The 19413-nt window shown below is 35.1% G+C and carries 19 protein-coding genes and 2 pseudogenes; 1 reads left to right on the top strand and 20 read right to left on the bottom strand.

Translation table 11 applies throughout. The annotated features are described in order from the left end of the window. Nucleotides 1-183: 183 nt before the first annotated feature. The 4 genes from ACFPYN_RS14010 to ACFPYN_RS13995 all read right to left on the bottom strand — a co-directional run bounded on the left by ACFPYN_RS14010 (nt 184) and on the right by ACFPYN_RS13995 (nt 4276). Nucleotides 184-2070: an AIPR family protein gene (locus tag ACFPYN_RS14010; protein ID WP_377735045.1), complete on the bottom strand. Its 1887-nt coding sequence runs from the start codon at nt 2068-2070 to the stop codon at nt 184-186. A gap of 73 nt (nt 2071-2143) precedes the next feature. After that, nucleotides 2144-2458, bottom strand: coding sequence for a hypothetical protein (locus ACFPYN_RS14005; protein WP_377735044.1), 315 nt, complete (start codon nt 2456-2458; stop codon nt 2144-2146). 315 nt (nt 2459-2773) lie between these two features. Further along, entirely contained in the window at nt 2774-2947 is a 174-nt protein-coding gene (locus tag ACFPYN_RS14000; RefSeq protein WP_377735043.1) for a hypothetical protein, read from the bottom strand. A 96-nt stretch (nt 2948-3043) separates the two neighbouring features. Further along, nucleotides 3044-4276 carry an NERD domain-containing protein gene (locus ACFPYN_RS13995; protein ID WP_377735042.1) on the bottom strand — a complete coding sequence of 411 codons (1233 nt, stop codon included), beginning with the start codon at nt 4274-4276 and terminating at the stop codon, nt 3044-3046. Between the two features lie 367 nt (nt 4277-4643). Here ACFPYN_RS13995 and ACFPYN_RS13990 point away from each other — a divergent pair, with 367 nt between their 5' ends. Next, nucleotides 4644-4952: a hypothetical protein gene (locus ACFPYN_RS13990; RefSeq protein ID WP_377735041.1), complete on the top strand. Its 309-nt coding sequence runs from the start codon at nt 4644-4646 to the stop codon at nt 4950-4952. Nucleotides 4953-5018: 66 nt separating this feature from the next. On the opposite strand, the gene ACFPYN_RS13985 is transcribed toward ACFPYN_RS13990, so the two are convergent. The 16 genes and pseudogenes from ACFPYN_RS13985 to ACFPYN_RS13910 form a co-directional block, all read right to left on the bottom strand. Further along, nucleotides 5019-6692 (bottom strand): recombinase family protein, encoded by a 1674-nt coding sequence (locus tag ACFPYN_RS13985; RefSeq protein ID WP_377735040.1) that lies wholly within the window; start codon nt 6690-6692, stop codon nt 5019-5021. A gap of 15 nt (nt 6693-6707) precedes the next feature. Beyond that, complete coding sequence (locus ACFPYN_RS13980; RefSeq protein ID WP_377735038.1) at nt 6708-8213, bottom strand: recombinase family protein; 1506 nt, start codon at nt 8211-8213, stop codon at nt 6708-6710. A 21-nt stretch (nt 8214-8234) separates the two neighbouring features. Beyond that, nucleotides 8235-8378, bottom strand: coding sequence for a hypothetical protein (locus ACFPYN_RS13975; RefSeq protein ID WP_377735036.1), 144 nt, complete (start codon nt 8376-8378; stop codon nt 8235-8237). Nucleotides 8379-8484: 106 nt separating this feature from the next. Then, on the bottom strand, nt 8485-8694 hold the full coding sequence (locus ACFPYN_RS13970) for a hypothetical protein (RefSeq protein WP_377735034.1): 210 nt from the start codon (nt 8692-8694) through the stop codon (nt 8485-8487). A 497-nt stretch (nt 8695-9191) separates the two neighbouring features. Continuing rightward, nucleotides 9192-11147, bottom strand: coding sequence for a DUF927 domain-containing protein (locus tag ACFPYN_RS13965; protein ID WP_377735033.1), 1956 nt, complete (start codon nt 11145-11147; stop codon nt 9192-9194). Nucleotides 11148-11523: 376 nt separating this feature from the next. Beyond that, nucleotides 11524-11901, bottom strand: coding sequence for a hypothetical protein (locus ACFPYN_RS13960; RefSeq protein WP_377735032.1), 378 nt, complete (start codon nt 11899-11901; stop codon nt 11524-11526). A 116-nt stretch (nt 11902-12017) separates the two neighbouring features. Continuing rightward, entirely contained in the window at nt 12018-12512 is a 495-nt protein-coding gene (locus ACFPYN_RS13955) for a hypothetical protein (RefSeq protein WP_377735031.1), read from the bottom strand. Between the two features lie 605 nt (nt 12513-13117). Next, a complete protein-coding gene (locus tag ACFPYN_RS13950; RefSeq protein ID WP_377735029.1) occupies nt 13118-13561 on the bottom strand; it encodes a hypothetical protein in 444 nt (147 codons plus the stop codon). 182 nt (nt 13562-13743) lie between these two features. After that, a complete protein-coding gene (locus tag ACFPYN_RS13945; RefSeq protein WP_377735028.1) occupies nt 13744-14049 on the bottom strand; it encodes a DUF960 family protein in 306 nt (101 codons plus the stop codon). Nucleotides 14050-14079: 30 nt separating this feature from the next. Next, nucleotides 14080-14232 (bottom strand): hypothetical protein, encoded by a 153-nt coding sequence (locus ACFPYN_RS13940; protein WP_377735027.1) that lies wholly within the window; start codon nt 14230-14232, stop codon nt 14080-14082. Nucleotides 14233-14704: 472 nt separating this feature from the next. Next, the gene (locus tag ACFPYN_RS13935) at nt 14705-15016 is read right to left on the bottom strand and encodes a DUF960 family protein (protein ID WP_377735025.1); all 312 of its coding nucleotides are present in this window, start codon (nt 15014-15016) and stop codon (nt 14705-14707) included. A 434-nt stretch (nt 15017-15450) separates the two neighbouring features. Further along, on the bottom strand, nt 15451-15750 hold the full coding sequence (locus ACFPYN_RS13930; RefSeq protein WP_377735023.1) for a hypothetical protein: 300 nt from the start codon (nt 15748-15750) through the stop codon (nt 15451-15453). 15 nt (nt 15751-15765) lie between these two features. Further along, nucleotides 15766-15912: pseudogene (locus tag ACFPYN_RS13925) on the bottom strand (JAB domain-containing protein); the annotation flags it as partial. Between the two features lie 1008 nt (nt 15913-16920). Next, nucleotides 16921-17283, bottom strand: a pseudogene (locus tag ACFPYN_RS13920) (JAB domain-containing protein); the annotation flags it as partial. A 425-nt stretch (nt 17284-17708) separates the two neighbouring features. Beyond that, on the bottom strand, nt 17709-18080 hold the full coding sequence (locus ACFPYN_RS13915) for a hypothetical protein (protein WP_377735022.1): 372 nt from the start codon (nt 18078-18080) through the stop codon (nt 17709-17711). A gap of 145 nt (nt 18081-18225) precedes the next feature. Next, nucleotides 18226-19317, bottom strand: coding sequence for an HNH endonuclease (locus tag ACFPYN_RS13910; RefSeq protein ID WP_377735021.1), 1092 nt, complete (start codon nt 19315-19317; stop codon nt 18226-18228). Nucleotides 19318-19413: the final 96 nt, after the last annotated feature.

The raw sequence follows: 19413 nt of genomic DNA, 5'->3' as shown, positions 1-19413 counted from the left end.
TTCGCCCCTTTACACCCCTTAATACATATATTATACAAAAAATGTTCAATAAATACTACCCAAATGTATCAATTGATACATTTATTTTAATTCATTAGCACAAAATGTAACACAATAAATATTAAGGGTTAATTAAATTTCAAGAAAAAGCGAGTCTAATTTTATTTAGACCCGCTTTTAGAATTAATCTATATTCTTTGCTTCCTTAACACATTTTACTATTTCTTTGTAACTTGGTGTCCTTAACAATAATCTCTTATAGTCCCCAATTAGATTTTTTAAGATAGGTGTAGAATCAGCCTTACCTAACTGCTCCCATTTTAAGAAAGAGTTAATATCCCCACTACTAATGAACTTCGGTTCCTTTGTATATGAGTTGTCTCCCCCCGAAATCATGTATTCATCTACAACTTGAATTGCATTTTCTTGTAACTCTTTAAATGCATTAATATTCTCAGGCTTATTTAGACTAATAATACATTTTGTATAATAGTGTCTATCTGTATAGTATTCACTTAGTTCTGCTTTTAAAATTACATCTTTTAGTAATTCAATAAATACCATGAAATATAAGTATCTTGTTTGACCTCTTGATTGCTTTTCGGCACCTTTACCAAATTTAAATCCTTCAGCTTGCTTGCTTAAAACATACGCAGCATACAAATCATTAAGATTAAACAAATCGTCATTTACAATTTGATTAAATATAGCTCCTCCAGGAGAGAACGGAGGATTTTTACCAAAAGCCAATCCTGCTTCACCTAACCATCCGGCAGAATAAACTTTAATTAAATCAAAGGCATTCACATTTTCTTTAAAGTAAGGTATTACTGTTGGATTTTGTTTTTGAAAAGCTTTTCTTGATTCCCAACCACCTCTTTGAATTTCTAAATAAACATTGTATTTGTTAGCCATTTGATCTGCCCAGTTTCTAAAATCTCTTTCTAATGCTAAGAAATCTTTTTCAGTTACAGCATTTTGACTATTTGTATATCTGGTAGTTTCAAGCAATAAGTCTTCTCCATGTGAACCAACTTTTACAACTTTCACAACGACAATACCTTTCTCAAGTTTTTGTTTATATTCCTCTAACTCAGGGCTATATCCCGTCCCTCCACTCTCAAGCTTTTTTACAAGTACTCCCCATATTGACTTTGTAGTTTGACATCCATTAACAATAAATGGTTCAGTCAGATTAAACACGTTTTCATTATGCTCAAAATCATTTACAACTATGGTTATACCATTGTTATATAAACCAAATCGTTCGGGCTTTTCTAATAACGTTTTCTCAATACCTTTATTAACTTTCCTCTTATTTCCTAGAAATTTTCTAACATTTTTTTCATATATTAAATCTAAATCCCCGGATACATTTTTGAACTCTTTCAAGAAAATGAATAAGTCAATTAGCTTTACAGATCCAACTAATAATTCATCTCCAGAAGGAACTAATTTCCCAGCTAGTTTTACTGTAATTTTATTTGGGGATTGCTCTTCTTTTTCTGTTAAACGATTAAATATAGTTTCTATACACACTGTCTCAATATCAAATATGGGACCAATTTTATTTTTCCCTAAAACTTTAATATCTTCTAATGCTCTTTTATCTTCAAGTGTAATTGCATCTGTGGTAGCAAATACAAATATTAATTTATCTTTCTCAGATGAACTTGATATAAAGGTTCTTAATCTCTCTGTCACATCTGCTGAAAGTGAGGATAGGTTTGTTCTATACCCTTCCATAGTATCAAAGAACTTCTTTGCTTCATTGAACAAAGTATTTGCGCCTTGAAAGGCAGCACCGTATTTACTTTGGACGATGTACCATGTATCGCCCTCAGGCTCATCACCGTCATTCTCTTGACCTTTCTGCAAGTAAGCCAAATCTATTCCACCATCTCCACATCCGTCACAGTAAATCATTTCATTTGAATACTCGTCCAGTTCAAGCCATTGGCTAATTATTTTTTGAGCAAATCTGTTTCCTAATTCAGTTGTTGTGGGCGAACCGGTAATGATATCTTGTAACCATTCATTTTTAAATTCATCTAGAGTTGGTCTTTGCATATATATCCCCCATTTATAAGTTCCTTTTTTATTTAACCAAATTCAAATATATTTTTCGTGTGTTTTTTAATCTCTATTGATTAATAATAGCTCTTATTTCATCTAATTTTTGCTGGCTATTCTTATACCTGCTGTAAAGGTGCAAGATAAGTTCATTTATCTCGTCAATTAACTCTTCGCGATCTTCTTGTATATCAGCTGCACCCAACTTGTTTAAGCGAGATGTAATCATTCTTTTAACACCTACAGAACTTCTTTCTCCCGCACCGTAAACTTCCGTATAAACTTCCCAATAATCATATTCATTAAAGTCCTCAGCCCATATTTTTGATATTTTTTTACCTTCTTTTGCAAGACGAATCATTACTTTCGAATCGTTACTGTTCATAATTTCACTCCCTTGTTATTTTTCTTTACCTGATTACCGATTAACAACTAAGTAATCAACATGTCCCTACCGACCAACTTCGCCATTTTATATATGTAAACTCTCTTCCTCTTCTATGGTAGAAGGTCACAGTATCGAGTTAACCTGCGGTTTTATTAGGGCTAAAATTATTACTTTTAAATTGTATTTCCTCTCTTCATATATAATTAACCAACCGAGCATATTAATTTTATTGGCAATTTGGATTGTATGTACGACCCTCCGGAAACATTACAATGATTAGTAGTGAAGTCATATACAAAACCTCCTTTTATTTTAGAATTGATTAACAATCGTCTTAGCAAGAGCAGTAATTACAAGTACAAAAATACCAAAAGCAAAAAGCCCAAAACTAATAAGGAGAAAAGCCATAATTACGGCTACTCCAGAGTCAGTAAATAACAACCAAGTAAAAAAAACAAACAACAAAACAGCTACAACAACTACCATGACACCAACAGCTCCTAAAAATTTCTATCTAACTTTTTAACAAAAAACTTATTACCAATAACAGCATGACATAGCTACGTTGTATTTTATTGGTGATTATTTTTGTTCCTTAATACTTGTTATATCCAATTCCAATGATCCGTTATAGTCATTAGTAATACCGTAGAATCTATATTCTTCATCCACATTTAAATATGGTATTTCTATATCACTAGATACAACCGCATCGAAAATATAATCCCCAACTTCTAATTCCAGGAACTTTGTGCCACTTGTATTATCGAAGCGAAAACTTAAAACGTTTGCATCTACTCTCACATAATTATCTTTGCTAAGAAAAGCTTCTTGAATATCAGAGTTTGTATAGGCTCCTGGTTCTACTACTTCAGCATAGTATTCCATCTCTGTTTCCTCATACTTGTTACTTAACATGGGAGCATCATCATCTGAACCTGAGTAAGATACAAAAAATATCGCGACAGCAGCTATACTTACTACAATAAATAACAGTTCAAATAACGCTCTTTTCGCGTTCGGATTAGGTTTATTATTTACCTTCTGTCTAGTGGGTTTAACAACGTTTGCATTGTTATTCTGCTGCTTTTGCTCTATAACCATTTGCTTCGTTTGATTAGCTAATTCTCTTATTTCTTTTGCGGTCCTATCCATTTCATCCGAACGAATTAAATGAGTAATATCTGATTCAGTTAGTTTGCTTTGTGAATTTCGAATATTTGTAACAATATCTTCAATCCACCGTACCTGCATTCCATCATTCCGAAATTTAGCAGCCAGTGCCAGTCTCGTATCTAGTTGGGAATTTAAATCGTCCTTAAATAAATGGAACTTTAAAAAATCCTTAGCATTCCTTTCATCCCAGGTTTTCACGAACTTTTCCATGTCTTCCCTGTTAAAACCATAGTGAATTACACTGTAGCCAATTAACTTATATGGATCGATTAAGTGAGGATGATTTGAAACTAAATATCCTCTTAAGTCATCCACATGTTTTCTAACTTGCTGAAGTGGGTTATCTGTTTTGTTTAATATGGTAAAGACACCATTAGAATGAACATTCTTTATAGAATTAAATGACCAGTTTTTCACTTCTATTATACGAAATCCATAACGAGGTGATATTACTAAAATGTCAGGCTCATATTTCCCTATCATTGGTTGTGAAATTACAAAAGTATCTTCTGGTAGATGTTTTGCCAACAAATCCCCAACTTCAAACTCTCCTCTAAGCCCTTTTAGCTCGTTAGTATTTCTGTTGGAAGTTTGATTTAATTGATCGAGCAACATATCCCTACCGATAAAAATCGCCATATATGACACCCTCATTTACACCAAATTTTTAAAACCTTTACTATCGTTATAATAAATACAATAATCTAATAGTACCATTACTTACCAAATTTATAGTACATATTTTTCATCATTTCTTTATAATTCGATAATAATAGTAAAAAGAGGAGACAAATCATCGTTGATCGTTGATTAGTCTCCCCCCTTATTTACACCTTTTGTGTAAACCAGTTTCAAAATTCACTTTAGCTCAGAGTATTTATAATAAGCATTCCTTTATGATTCTATAATTTCCCCGCATGAAAATTCACATTTCCCTACTTTACTTAAAGCCAATTATTAGAATATATTATTTATATATTCTAATAATTTAAAAAGGAGGGTAAACTTGAAAAGATTAAGGACAATTGCGATAGCTAAAAAAGAGATACATGAGTTGCAAACATATGTTAATTTAGTAGAAAATTACGAAACGAATACTTTAGAACAATCAATCTTCAAGTCATACGCTTATACTAATAGCCTACAAAAAGTAGTTGAGACAATTAATAAAGATCTAGAGAATATCGGTGAACCCTTGATTGATCAAGATTATGTTACGTTATTGATTAAAAGTAAACCGCAAGATGAGTTACATAAGGTTTTGAGATCCAACTATTTACTTAAGACAAGACATACTCGTAAAAAACCTTACTAACCGACAAAGAAGACCTATCAATCCATTCAAAATGCTTTGGGTTACTCACATCTAATTTCAATAAATTTAAATGACCAAATAAATAGAAAAAACCCTATCCGCTTCTTGCTCGGATAGGGCTTCTTGTAGTATCTCAGTTTGAAGTTCCTCATTTAAAAGCAGGGAAATGCTTTCGATTTTCTTCTCTTCATTGATTTTAATTTCCTTGATGATCAACTGCAACAACATCTTTTTCTGTTCAAATGAAGCCATTTCGAGTAACCGATGCCATTCTTTAAACAGCTTCCGAATATAATCAGCGTTTAATGTTTGCGAGGTACCACTTGATAATTCAATTTCAATTGTAGCTTTACGTTTTAACAAGTTGTCTCTCTCTTCCCGAAGGTTATTCATCCTCTCAATAATCATTTCTTGATCAATCATATTATTTTCATACAACTTTAAATATTTATCACGAGTCCTCTCAACCTCTTCAATTAAAGGCTTAATGGATTGAAGCTCTTCCTGTAACGGTTTAACATTGTCCCGCTTCTTCTTATTAGTGCGTTGGATAATTTTTTCTAGAACACTTGGATGATTCACCACATACTGTAGTCGCTTCATCACGTATTGCTCCGCATAATCAGATCGTACGCTATTTGATTGGCAGATGGCACTTCCTTTGCTACGAAAAGCACCGCACGAGTAATAACGAAGTACTTTTTTGGTGCCATCTTTCATTTTATTTGTAGTTCGACTAGAGACCATTGCTGCACCACACTTAGGACATTTCATTAGTCCAACCAATAAATACTTGCCATCGTAATTTTTGATATTTGTTTTAGATTTTTTCTGTTGAATGAACTGCACTTTATTCCACAGATTTTCGTCAATAATGGCTTCATGATGCCCTTTAACAATAATTACGTCTTCACTTTTACCTTTTCTACGTTTTTCATTCCAGTTTTCATAACGATTAAAACGAATTTTACCTACATAAACGGGATTAAGGATGATTTCTTTTATAGACGATGTACTAAACATATTTTTACGTTTTGTTCGATAACCCTCGTGATTCAGTTGATTAGCAATCGCTTTCAAACCTTTTCCAGTTGCATAAAGGTTAAATATTTTACGAACAACAATTGCTTCTTCTGGAACAATCACTAATGTGGAAATATCTTGGTCAGAGCCCAGTCGTTCTCCTTTGGTGCTTTTATAACCAATTACAATACCCCCATTCCATTGTCCTTTTCTAGCACGTTGCCGCATACCCAATCTCACATTTTCGACAATCGTATTGCGCTCAAATTCAGCCACCGCACCCATCATCTGCAAACTAAATTTACCCATAGTTGTTTCTGTATCGAAGTTTTCGCTAATCGAGTACAATTTCACATTGTGTTTATTAAGCTCTTCTACAATTGTTAGCAGATCCACATTTTTTCGTGCTAACCGGGAAATTTTCCAAATGTACACGATGTCAAATTTGTTTTGTTTAGCATCTGCGATTAATTGTTGCAAAGCAAAGCGACCTTCGATTGATTTACCACTTACCCCTCGATCAACATATTCTTCAACCATGATGTGCCCTTTTTGATGACAAAACTTCTGAACATTATCGATTTGTGCATCAATCGAATAACCGAGTTCGGCTTGTTCCTCTGTAGACACCCTCACATAAGCAACAGCTCTGATGGTTTTAATATCTTCTGTAATGTCTTTATTGAAATTAGATTTCCAATACTTAGTTGTGACCATATCTTTTCCCCCTGATTATTCCGCAGCCACTTCAATAAGTGTATTCATAAAACGAAATTCAATATTTACAAGCTCTTTTTGCTTATTTACTTCTATACGAGAAAGCATTGTTTTAAATAAGGCTTGCTGTCGTACGGTATCAGCATTTTGTATTACTATTGCGAATTGATCAAGCATATTCTTGACTTTATTCATCGAAATGGTTGGTTTTATAGGAATGCTTTCTTCTTTCGGTTGCACTAAATCCAAGTTTTCTTGATTCAATTTCGAGATATTCGTAATAAATTCCTGTTCGTCGATACGATCTTTCTCGAAATCCAACATGAGTAATTCCTTTTTAAAGTTTAGTATGCCTTCACGTTTCTTTAAATCGTGTTTAGAGGCATTTGCTTTACCATCATTACTTGATACACCATTAATGCGTTCATACAATTGGTGAGCAATACTAGGTTGTTGAACGAATGATTGAATACGATTAAATATAGTTTGTTCTATCTTGTCTGCTGGTATAGAATTTGGACGACAAGCAATGATGCCTTTATTGATGTATCGATTACACATATAATATCGATAGGCTGCAACATTCCCTGTTTTCAACGTATTTTTCACGTTATGACCAGACATACCACTCCCACAAAAAGGACACTTCATGAATGATGAGAATGGAAACGAACCAGTAGCAAATGTAGATCTGTTTTTCTTTTTATTTAATCTAAATTGAGCTCTCTCCCACACATCTAAGCTAATAATTGGCGGATGGTGACCTTCAACAATCTGTTTCCCTTCATCTGAGGTGTAGCTAATTTTTCCAACATATGTTGAATTTAATAACAATTGTCTTACGGTTGTAAGGCTAAATAATCCACCCTTTTTAGACTTCATTCCAGCCTTGTTTAATTGATTAACAATTGCTTTTAACCCTAAACCGCCCTGTGTATACCACTGGAAAACATTTTGAACAATCTCAGATTCGACTTCGTTGATTACTAAATTCGAAGAAAATTCCTTTTCGATACAAACCGCTTTTGAAATCACATCATAACCAAATATATGCGCACCACAGTAGTTTCCGAGCTGACTTCTTTTTTGGCGACCCATTTTCGTGTTTTCCATAATAATTGATCGCTCCATCTCACTCATAGCTCCTAACATTTGCAGCCCTAATCTGCCATGTGCGGTACTGGTATCAATGGATTCACTCATACTTTTCAAGGAAATATTGTGTTCGACAAATAGCTGCTCAATTTCAAGCAAATCTTTTAAATTACGGGCAAGGCGACTAATCTTCCAAACGATTACACCATCAAATTTGAGTTCCTTAGCATCATGTAAAAGGGACTGGAGACCTTTACGCTCCAAAACTCCTTTTCCACTGATGCCAGCATCTATATATACGCGATAAATTGTATGTCCTCGTTGTTTACAGTGTTCTCGTAATTGATACTCCTGAGCTTCTAGGCTGTAGCCTTTTTCTGATTGCTCAGGTCCACTAACTCTTAGATAGAGTGACACATTTTGCATCAGTTTCTTCACCTTCTCGTTTTATGAATCATCATTTGAAACTGGTATGTTTTTAACATCAGTTTCCTGGTCCGGCTCACTAGATTCCACATGGTACGCTAAAATCAGGTCTGCGACTGCATCAATGAAATAATCGTATTGTGTAGTTTTCGATTCGTTTTTCATTAGCATTTCCACCCTCCTCAAATAAATATTATTTTCTTCAAAAGTAAGTAGCTACCTTTTTTATAACGAGATGCCCGATCATATGCCTAAAATCATAAAACTCGTGTTACTTCATAAATTTGAATGGTATATCCTGGTCCCATTTTTTCGATAAATGAGTCGTTGGATCAGAAATTTTTCCCGTGATTACTTCTTGTATGACTTCAATAGAAACATCAAATCGTTCCTCTAAATCATCTGGCATGTATTCAATAAGCCAATTCATATCCATTATTTTGGCCAAATCGCTGATACTGTAAGATTGTTGATATCCCATAATTTAATCATTCCCCCTATAGATACTTTTCATTGGCAATAACAGAACAAATTAGTGCGTATACCGGTGTCGAACGTCAGGCTCTTCTTTCTCGTTAGAGCATTTCTGTTCCTACATTATAAGATTGTGTATGGAAATGAGAGCGAGCGGGCAAATTTTAGTTGTTTGGTGAAGTAGAAGGATATATAGATGTGTTTCTAAGAACTTCATGAACAAGTAATATATTTTCTTATTTGATTGCACCTCTTTTTTATTTTTATAAACTTACCCTATAGACCCATACGAGACCATGCTCCAGAAACTTCCGTATTCTTTGACTCCAAAGAGATGATCCCCTATCGACCCATCAGACCCACTTCTAAATATAGTAAATAGGTAAAGCTGGTAGATTTTTTTCTAACACTTTCACTTAAAGAGGGGTCGATTGGGTCTTCTTAAAGGAACACAAGAGAAGTCAATGAGTCTGAACTCAATTCGGGAAATTTTCCAACAATTTTTTACATGTCGTCGATTGATTCAAGGTCCTCATTAATAGGCATATAACTTATTTCAGTAACTAATTGAATACCTGTATTTTTGTCGAGTATCTTCTTTTGTTTCTCACGGTACTTAATTGTTTCCATTTCAATTGGTTCTAACATATTTTCTTTGAACTTTACTACATACATATCACGGGAAGAAATCCCTGCAATAGTTCGTTTCTTTGTCTTCTTGCCTTCTTCTGTAAGTAGCAAATTTTTGGCTTTCCATTTAGAAAGGATTTGATCGGGATTCTCAAAGCCTCTTGCTATTAGCTGATCTCTAAATACCTGCTTGATAAATGCCACTTCAATGCCATTTACTTTTTTGAAAATCTTCCCCCAAGTTTCATTTGCGACGGGTAAATCATTGTCACGTGCAAATTTGGTGTGATGTTGCATGATTAGTTGTTTCAGTACTTCATAGGCACGTTCATCATACTCCCCTAATGTAGCGACGGTTTGATACTGTGCAAGAAGAAACTCAAGTAATTTATCAAGGTCGACTTGAAACACGAAGCATTTATTCATCAGTTCAGCGGTTGCCATCAACATCCCGTACTTCTCGGACATCCTTTGCGACTTCCCATCTTGAGAAGGCATTTTGTCATGCACCCTTTTTGACCACTCTGTAGCTAATTCGAATACTTTTGGTTTTCCTAATTTGATTAAATACTCTACAAACAAGGGTCCGGCATGTCCGTAATGTTCAAGTAGACCTTCTTTCAACCGACTAGCATGTGGTCCATCAATTGTCCAATCGGCATTGTCAAACTCTTGTAATCGAACAAAAAGCCCTGTGTTTTGATTAGATTTCATTAGAAGCGAATGTTCAGCTGTTGAGAAAAAGGTTCCTGACCAAGTTCTCTCTTTACGTAAGCGTATCTCCTTCGTCATACGCCCCTTTTCCTTACCTTCCGCTAGTAAATAGATAATCTCTGTAAAATCACTCATCTTGTTCATGGAAGCTTCATCAAGAGCAAGTGGAATACCATGAGTGTTTGCAATTCTTCCAATCATATTATTTTGGGTAGCTTTCCAGTTTAGAATCAATCCACCATCTTTTCTAGCAGGACGACCAAAAGGGGAAACGAATAATCGAGCTGCAGTTGTTTTCCCTTTGGAGGAATCCCCGTAAGCATGGAGAACGAGCACCTCCATGTCGAAATCCCTCGCAATCCAAGAAACAATTGGAGCTGAAAAACCTGCAACTAACGCAAACTCTAAAGGAACATGCCCCATCACCTCTTGCTTAACTACGTCTTGCCATCCTTGAAATGTACCATTTGATAGAATAAAATCGCCTTCAAATCTTGAATTGTACACCGAATCACCTACCATTTGATTATGCTTGTAAATATTCTTTTTTCCTTCCACTGTCCATCCAAGCGTTGTATGTTCGTAGCGTTTCGGTGCATCTGATTCTTGATAATCAAGAAACATAGCAACTTGTTTCACCTTATACGAAGCAACATCTACTCCAGATATCATCAACTTTGACAATTCATACACCTGCAACTGATCCCGGCGAATCATGATTTCTTCCCACTGGGAGTGATACCAATAGCGAAGCTTTAAATATATTTCGATGGGGTCCACATCAATTCGGTGCAATATTTCCTTTATATAGACGATTCTTCCGAGAAGTTTTTGGGATTCAGAACCATCATTACCTTTGGTTTCAGCAGTATAGAGACTGGTTCCCTTCACACGGAAATGTCCATGTTTTTCTTTTGGGAAATACTCTTCAACTTCACCTTTGGGTACTGAAGTCTTTTTTCTTACTTTTGGAATTCGGGTAACATTTCCCTCTAAAGAGGCATCATCTATCTGCGAATTCTCAACATCTGGTTTCATGTCTATTTTGCGTTTACGCCGATTAGGTGGAAATGAGCTCAACGGAATTGTGGCTTGTTGTTCATCATCATCATTCATTAATAAACCTCCCATGTGTTGGATGGATAATGTGCTTATCCATCCAAACTTAATACTTGTAATGATTGAATATATAGCTAACCCGCTTCAATGATTTTTTTAACTGAACGTACGGAAATGGAACTTATTCTAACTTATATCCGAACTAATGGGTTAGCAGGGTCAACCGGTCTTTTCTCAGTAACCATCTAAACTTAGGAGTATCCTGGGTCCATAAATTCTTAAGAGATCTTATAATAAAAGGAATATCATTGTCTAAAGTTTTTATGAGCTCTTCATCGTGCTATTACTGGACTGCAAACAACGCTTTTTCCGATGAGTTAAAAATCGATTCTTTATATTCTTTTACGGACCTCGTCAACTTTTTCACACTCATTTAACTCAAATAGTATTCCTCTTCAATTGGTGTTTCGTTGAAATGGATCGTTATCTCAGCAAATCCGATAACCTGAGCATCAAATGCCTGAACAATCGCTTGATTTAACTGCTTCCATAACAGGTCTATGTTATTCACCGTAGGTAGTTTCACTTTACTAGAATGCAAGTCGCATTTGATAACAAGTTCATTTACTTCAAAAGAGACATTCATCAAAGTGAGTTCTGCAAGTTCACCAAATTGTATACAAGTTTGATGAAGGTTCATGATGTTAGAATCAATTAAATCTGAGTGAATCCGAATCTCCGCATTATTTGCCTGTAATGATGAAACAGGATATTTGGTATCATGCGTTTTTCTATAAGTCATAGCTGCCATGTTCATCCTCCTTTGAAGTAATATTTGGATGCAAAGGTCAACTAAAGACCTTTGCATGAATAATTTATCTAGCTTTAGTACTTAATTCATATGGAATTCGTGCAATCAAATTCCTTTTATTTAAAATCCTTTTTTATACATATCACTTCGATCGTTCCCTTCGAGCCAAAACATTCTATGTTAAATTGAGGTGAAAAGTTAATATCATTCATTGGGATTTCATGAATACTTCCAACCGGACAATCAGAAAGAAAACCAAGTTGTAAATCGATGTTATCGAATTGATTTCTTTCAAGAAAATGAGCAAAATGAAGAATTAGCTCCATATACTGTGCTTTACTACTAACTACTTGGTAACCAATTGCTCTCCATTCAACTTCAAACATATTGTCATGAATGAACATACGTGTAGGCTTTACTGATAGCTCATATAACTTTCCAATCAAATAGTGGCTATACTCTAACACCCTCGGTACAGTTGATTTAGGATCCAAAGGAATTCTTGCTGATAAACGATATAATCCATTTTCACCATCAAAGTGATCATCTCTAAAAGAACCATTACTCCAGAAATCCATTGCAGTGTATAATGCATTTTTTTGTGTATTCATTTCCATTAACCCCTCGTCTCATTAAATTATTTGATTCTTTTTATCTGACTGCCCAACTCTCCTTTCATTCTTATCTCCAACAACTCATCAATTATCCAATAGAAGCAAAAAACACCATTTCCCACAAAATGATTGACTAAATATCACAAGTTGTCCCCTGTGTATTAGAAAATATTTTGTGGAAAATGGTGTCGAGGGTCCGATTACCTAGTAGGTTCTCAGTCTTCATGACTTTAACGTAATCGCTTATTCCCAATGGGTAGCGGACGTTAACACTCCAACCATGCTAATAAAGATAACGATTGAAGTTCCATGCCGTACTATGAATATGATGAAGTTATAATGCTAGTTTACAAAGATTGTTTATTTACTTCAACTAATTCAATTCGATAATTGAGCAATGAGCAGACTTAATTAATCCACTTTTTTGTCACCATTGGAGCTATCCGGGAGGAGGTACTTACGTAAAGCTTTGTAGGGTTAATATCTGAGGTTAATTGCTAATCTAAAAAATGAATCTTTTGGACTATCCCTTTAAATAGGGATAGTCCAATTAATATTATCTAATAGCAAGTTTTATTTTTAATATTAGTAAATATCATTTATTATTGATTGGTATCATCGGAAAACTCACTCAGCAAGTATGCTTTCACACTATCATTTATTAAAGCGGTTATTGATGTTATTTGATTTTGTTTCAACAGCATTCTGACAATCAAATGATTATCTACACTTAAGTATGTCGTTATCCGAATATGAGATTCTTCGAATGATAGCTTTCTCTTCTTTTGTTTAGGTACGAATGGCTTACCATCAATGTATAATTGCTGAGGATCTTTTGCTAACTGCTCTTCATTTATTTTCTCTTCCAGCTCTTCTTCTAGTTCCTCTTCTAAGTCTACTGTAATCTCTTCATATTCGTACTCGTCGTCCTCTACTTGGAATTCATCATTTACCTCTTCATTTTTGTCCTTAAAGATACTTAATGTCTGATCGCTTCTTTCAAACCTCGACATATCAATGTTTCTCTTTCTTCTCTCACCATACATGTGTGCGACCCCCTACATCGTTTTTACATCTACGTAAAAGTAGAAACTACCTCTACGTAGATGAATTTATATGAATGTTTATATATGTATGGTTGTGAAAAAAATAGGGATAAGTTTGGGGATACTATCGAACAATCACTGCCTCGTTCCAAAGTTTTATGGAAACGGGCAGTTTTTGTTCACTAGTAGTCTTGTGGGAATAACATCATTTGTCCATCGTCATTGTCAATACACCAGACCGTCCTAGCTATTGGTTCCGCTTCTTCTAGAGGAATAATCCAGGTTTCCCTTCTTTCAGGTATTTCTTGTCTATGAGTAATGGCTTGTTGACCTTCACTAACAGAAAGCTCGAACACCTGAAGGTAATCTAATGTGAGTTCCTGCTCTTTCTGTCTATCAATCAATTGCCACAGGAGGATTAAGATTTCACTGTGCAGTTCTTCTGCGATTGCTCTTGTCATGTAGCGTTTTGTTTTATGGGCAAACATATGAAACACTCCTTCCCATTCTTTTTACAATTAATTACTTAACCTCTGTTCTGTCCAGGGGTCTAAAGTATCTTCAAGAAAGAGGTATAGATTTACATCCTGATCGAGTTTAACTTTCACCTCAGTTTGAGAATTTCTTTTGAATCCGAAGGCAATGGCTTCCGGAAAGCGGCTGTTTGTCATCAGCTGCCTTCTCTGTAAGATACAACTGGAATTGCTTTACGTCATTACGATTCAATCGTTTTTGGGCTTTTACCATCTTCAATGAGCCTTTGTTGAAAATCTCTTAGTACACTCATTCCTGCATGCCTCCAAATAAAAAAGAGCCATGAACGCTTTTCTTAGCATTCATGACTCCTATTTTTCTTTCGTGATTTCCCGAACAACTTCGACTGCCACTGCAACTAGTATTGGAACAACAATTTTTACCCACATTCTTTTTCACCACCATACAAGTAGTCTTAATTTCTACTCTCGACATTCTTTAAATAAAATCATGAACTATATACATTGAAAACTGGCTAAAACCCTTAGTACGATAACAATTCCCGCTTTTTAAAGAGACTATTCTTAGTTTTTATATGTGTTATTAACTCACTCATTAAGTTATTCATATGAGTTTTTTGCTATGAATTCCGTATTTACTGGTAAGGATTTAATACATTTCTTCTGGAAAGAGTAGGGTCTGAAATTCGCCTGTATCAACTGCCCAGATAACGCTTTCTGGAAGGGGTTCACCATCAACTATATGGATAGTCGATTCTTTAAAGAACGGAACGTTTAGCTGTTGATGAATAATATTTTGTCTATCCTCTTCACCCTTTAATTTAAATATTTGAATACAGCTTAGTTCCTCATTTGCCTGTACTAATCCATCTATTACCCACCACAAATGATCGATGATTCTTGGCGGGATCTCTTTATATATTCTATCTGTAACAAAACGCCTTACTTGATCTTCAAACATGGAACTGCCTCCAATTCTTTCTTAATGAAATTTTTAAAGATGTTAACTCTATAACTTTAAATAGAAAAATAGCCATTCATGATAAATTACATGAATGGCATTTATCCTTCTATTAAAGTGAGACGGGTAAACTTTCTAAAAGCAGTATTTATCACTATCCAATCCCAACTCCACGCTTGCCGCACATTTTCTGTATCAAGAATCCTAAAATGTTCTGTAAAAACGTTTTGTTGTAGCTTCCATCCACTCTTTGAATCAATTGTTTTCCAAAAAATATTCCCTCCAAATGTTTTTACTGCTAAATTCGTTAGTAGCATGCATATCCCTTTCCCTTCTATTTTTCAATTGCACTATCTTTTAATAACTAAGACCATTTGATTATTTCATTTGAGATTTTAAATACGATGAGTTGCAATCGGAACATAGAAACATTCCTAATCTGCTTTTTTCCTGAGTACGACTACTCCGTCTTTTAAGATAACTTGTAAGCACCATTCGTTTGTTTTCGGATGTAATGCAATGACTCCAAGCCACTCCGTTTTTATATCATCTTCATAAAGCATCGTTTCAAATAGGAGAGACTCAGGTAGGCTATCAAACATTTCTGACGGTATGAGTGATTCATCGATCTCATCAAGATAAAGTTCATTACCTTCATAACTTATTTGTCTTCTATCCATTTTTACTTGAAACTCATTCTCTAACGTATCAACAAACCAATTCAATTCTTCCATTCTTACTTCCCCCTTTCAGATGTATCCCTTCTCTTTAAGCGAAACAAAGTTGTCATCTCCAACAATAATATGGTCGAGTAACTCGATACCAATGATCTTTCCTGCTTCAACCAGTCGCTTCGTTACCTCAATATCTTCGGATGACGGAGAACTGTTGCCGCTCGATAGCAATAGGTAAGGCTTTGAAGGTATCTCCACCTTTTCCCCTGCTCCACACCGTGCGTGCAACTTTCATCGCACACGGCGTTCCATCGATTGTCTATTTATTTCATTTTCCTCAATCTGTCCAATTATTTTTATCCCCTTGCATGATTACTTCATTTCCAACTAATAGACGGAGATTATTCAGCTTTTTCAACTGTTCTTCATTTAAATTCAGAAATCAAGATATATTGTGTTTTTCATTCTTGGGATTTTCTTATAATTTTCTTTCAAGGTCTATCACGCTCCAATCATGGGTCGTGACCTTTTTAATCCTACGAGAATCCTTGAGTTGATTGAGTTGAAATAATAATAGACATTCGACTTGAGGCTGTTGCTCCATTTCCATTACAGAAACTTCAACGCTCATGCCTCTACTCTCACTATCGTTAAAGGAAGTTATAGATTGATCCTTTCCTTCCTACCATTTCGTCGAGTGTGTACTCTCCATGTCGATAGCTTTCCACGTTCCCTTCACTCTATCTTTATATCTTAACGTAGGTGCTAGCTCTTGCCTGACGTCCTCTCCACCGCCTTTAACGGTGCATGGAGCTTTCGAAACCACCATAGGTACTCGCCCACGGAACGTGCTTGACTCTTTCATCAAGCTCACTCATTTCTAAGTGCTCGCCAATCACAGACATTTCATTCGCTAGTTCGTCAGTGTGTTACCACATTCTCACCATATTAAGCTTTTTACGACTCCCGACCTATCAGTTGCACCAGCCATCTCTGGTTGGATTTCGATTACCAAAATAATGGCATTACGGCAACCTTCAGCCGACTTTACCGAGCTTCACACGATATTTTTTATACACATTCGGATATCGCATGTCGGAGTATCAGAGTAGGCATTTCAAGGCGTTACCCTATCATTCTACCTATCGAGTGAAGAGTTCACGACTCTCTTCCAGTCTTTTGACTTTCAGACAGCGTGCGTAACCTTTTCAGTTACGAACATGTCACACGATGGTTATGCCCTACCATGATTGAAGCAGCATTTGAGAGAATAGCAGTCTTCATTACCTCCCTCGGATGAACGATGCTTGCATTAAGACTACCTATGTGGCAAATATTAATGGAGACAGGAGAGTTCTTCACGTCCAAATTAATAACAATGAAAGCTTCACGATCTAGGTCCCCTAAAAAGTGTTTCATCAACTTGTAAGCATCTTGTGGTGATCGGATGTTTCTTTCTTTGTAGAGTAGGCTCGATTCCTTTACTAATTTAACGCTGACAATATTAATTCTTTTTCGGGGTTGTTGCTTCATTTCAATTCCTCCTTCTAGTAGCTCCAATTGATTAGCTAGTTGCACTTTGTAACATTTCATAAATTACTCCTCCTCAAATAGAAAAAGCCGTAATTCCACGAATGGAATTACGGCTTATATTAATCGTATCATGTTTATAATATTAGTTTATATTTACATTTAATACAAATATTACCTTAAATTTATTAACCTGAATTTTCACCTAAAGGCTTCTTTCTACTCTCCACTTTGTTTAAATGCGGCTTCAAGTTATGAGAATGAACATACACACGGGACGGTCTCATCTTGAATCTTCAAGAAATTTTCAATGCCCTCTCGATCCATTCTTTCTCTATATTTCTTAATGTATATGGTCCGCCGTCTTTAAGGATTTTTAATCCTCCTTCTAATAGCTCTAATTGCTTTGTATCTAATGATTTGTAATAGTTCTCTCTAATTCCTCCTCAAATAAACGTTTAGGAAGGGCATGCATTTAAGTTTCTTCGTTATTTATAAAAACCAGCTTCTGCAACTAGTCTCGATGTCAGTACAAAAACCGCATCTGATATACTATCGGCACTCTTCTCATCAATATTTTCTTTTAACAATAACTCGTAAGCTAGTTCTTGTATTAAATTGGGCGCAGCATTCTGCATCGCTTCTTTATTCAACGTACAATCAGTAATCAGCAATAGCAACTTAGCAGTGGTACTGGATACAAATGTATCGCGCATTTCTTTTAGACTTTGTAACTGTTCGTCCAGACTCAGCAAATTTGCTGCTGGCTGCTCTTCACCAAAGTCCATAATAGAAATATCACTCATTTCTACTTGTTCAATTCCATAATTCAAAGTAGCTAGTAATAAATCTCTTTTCATGTTCATCAGCTCTCTCTCAGAATTATTTGATTTAAAACTAATTAATCCGACCCATTCTTTTATGCAGCTCTACAAGTGAAATCAATTGACTCTAAGAGTTAAATTATTAAGAGCTTAACACATAGGGACAGTACTATTTAAGTTATTAAGTTCGGATTGCAGCTCGATGAATCCGCATAAATTGTTCTTGTTCAGGTAGTAAATCGATAATCATTTGTTCATTAATATGAAGTCGCTCAAACTCTGACGATGGTAATTCATCTGATATGAGAATTTGACCATCTTCATTAAAGCTTATAAAACATTTATCAAATAAAGCATCATGTGAGATACACAAAAGTAGACCGTTATTAAGATTCACTTTCTGAGATTCATCTGCAATAGCCCAAGGTACGATATGGCTAGCTACCAATAATGAAGGGATGGATAGATTGCATAATTGGCATCCAGATTCACGATCTAAGAGTCGACTGCGAAATTTTGATTGTGTTTTACGATATGCAGTCATACGATAACCGGTATTTTCAGGATGATTAGTTGTATCTGGAATTAACACATAATTTTTATTTTTGGATGGTAATTCTCTTGATTGCAAAAAGTTGTACCAAACGGTAGGAAAATATTCACTTTTATTTTGTGCGATTTTCAAATCGTATAGCCACTGGCGAGGTACAGGAGTTTCTAGAATCGTAAAACGAGCTACATAATTTTCGTAATCACCTTCGCCTTTTTTTGTAAACTTATCTAAATTTAAAGCCTCACCTATCGTTGTTCCTTCAACAAAGGGCACTGCAATTCCAATAAATCGTACATCCTTTCCATTTATACGTTCAAAGTAAAAGAAGGGAGCAATATTTTCATTCGTTTTACTATATGCTCGGCGATAATATTTTTCAAATGCTTCATTTCCTCTTTGTTTTGTATCTAAATATTGTTTCTTCGGATCTTTGTTATCACCATAGTATTTTAAAATTTTGGTTGAATTATTATATTTATTTGGCCAGTCAGGATCTCCTTTTGTGTCTAATAGAATGACAAAAGCTTCTTCATTACTGAGAGAGGGATTGTTTTCAATCATTGATCTACGGATTCCTCCTTGATTACCAATACCTCTCAAGTTATCAAATTTAAATATATTACTTATTACTTCACCAGCAAAAAAGCCCCCTGTATGACCTGCTTCATATATTTCCCCTGGTATCAAATCTGAATTTCGTAAGTCTTTGAATTTTATCATTAAATTCACCTCGTTTTTTTAAAGGTCCTTTTATATATATTATGTCAGTATGAAGTACATTAAATAAATATCTACGTTAAGCAGATACCGGATTAT

This window comes from Paenisporosarcina macmurdoensis, from assembly GCF_042658845.1.
Taxonomy (GTDB): Bacteria; Bacillota; Bacilli; order Bacillales_A; family Planococcaceae; genus Paenisporosarcina; species Paenisporosarcina macmurdoensis.
The sequence above is the reverse complement of the archived record's forward strand: the minus strand, read 5'-3'. Positions and strand labels throughout refer to the sequence as shown.

Excerpts from the sequence above, each read along its gene's own strand:
- ACFPYN_RS14005 (WP_377735044.1), bottom strand. The coding sequence starts at position 2,458 with ATGAACAGTAACGATTCGAAAGTAATGATTCGTCTTGCAAAAGAAGGT.
- ACFPYN_RS13940 (WP_377735027.1), bottom strand. The coding sequence starts at position 14,232 with ATGACAAACAGCCGCTTTCCGGAAGCCATTGCCTTCGGATTCAAAAGA.
- ACFPYN_RS13915 (WP_377735022.1), bottom strand. The coding sequence starts at position 18,080 with ATGAAAAGAGATTTATTACTAGCTACTTTGAATTATGGAATTGAACAA.
- ACFPYN_RS13945 (WP_377735028.1), bottom strand. The coding sequence starts at position 14,049 with ATGTTTGCCCATAAAACAAAACGCTACATGACAAGAGCAATCGCAGAA.
- ACFPYN_RS13930 (WP_377735023.1), bottom strand. The coding sequence starts at position 15,750 with ATGGAAGAATTGAATTGGTTTGTTGATACGTTAGAGAATGAGTTTCAA.
- ACFPYN_RS13985 (WP_377735040.1), bottom strand. The coding sequence starts at position 6,692 with ATGGTCACAACTAAGTATTGGAAATCTAATTTCAATAAAGACATTACA.
- ACFPYN_RS13960 (WP_377735032.1), bottom strand. The coding sequence starts at position 11,901 with ATGGCAGCTATGACTTATAGAAAAACGCATGATACCAAATATCCTGTT.
- ACFPYN_RS13995 (WP_377735042.1), bottom strand. The coding sequence starts at position 4,276 with ATGGCGATTTTTATCGGTAGGGATATGTTGCTCGATCAATTAAATCAA.
- ACFPYN_RS13910 (WP_377735021.1), bottom strand. The coding sequence starts at position 19,317 with ATGATAAAATTCAAAGACTTACGAAATTCAGATTTGATACCAGGGGAA.
- ACFPYN_RS13935 (WP_377735025.1), bottom strand. The coding sequence starts at position 15,016 with ATGTTTGAAGATCAAGTAAGGCGTTTTGTTACAGATAGAATATATAAA.
- ACFPYN_RS13965 (WP_377735033.1), bottom strand. The coding sequence starts at position 11,147 with ATGAATGATGATGATGAACAACAAGCCACAATTCCGTTGAGCTCATTT.
- ACFPYN_RS14000 (WP_377735043.1), bottom strand. The coding sequence starts at position 2,947 with ATGGTAGTTGTTGTAGCTGTTTTGTTGTTTGTTTTTTTTACTTGGTTG.
- ACFPYN_RS13955 (WP_377735031.1), bottom strand. The coding sequence starts at position 12,512 with ATGAATACACAAAAAAATGCATTATACACTGCAATGGATTTCTGGAGT.
- ACFPYN_RS13975 (WP_377735036.1), bottom strand. The coding sequence starts at position 8,378 with ATGAAAAACGAATCGAAAACTACACAATACGATTATTTCATTGATGCA.
- ACFPYN_RS13970 (WP_377735034.1), bottom strand. The coding sequence starts at position 8,694 with ATGGGATATCAACAATCTTACAGTATCAGCGATTTGGCCAAAATAATG.
- ACFPYN_RS14010 (WP_377735045.1), bottom strand. The coding sequence starts at position 2,070 with ATGCAAAGACCAACTCTAGATGAATTTAAAAATGAATGGTTACAAGAT.
- ACFPYN_RS13950 (WP_377735029.1), bottom strand. The coding sequence starts at position 13,561 with ATGTATGGTGAGAGAAGAAAGAGAAACATTGATATGTCGAGGTTTGAA.
- ACFPYN_RS13980 (WP_377735038.1), bottom strand. The coding sequence starts at position 8,213 with ATGCAAAATGTGTCACTCTATCTAAGAGTTAGTGGACCTGAGCAATCA.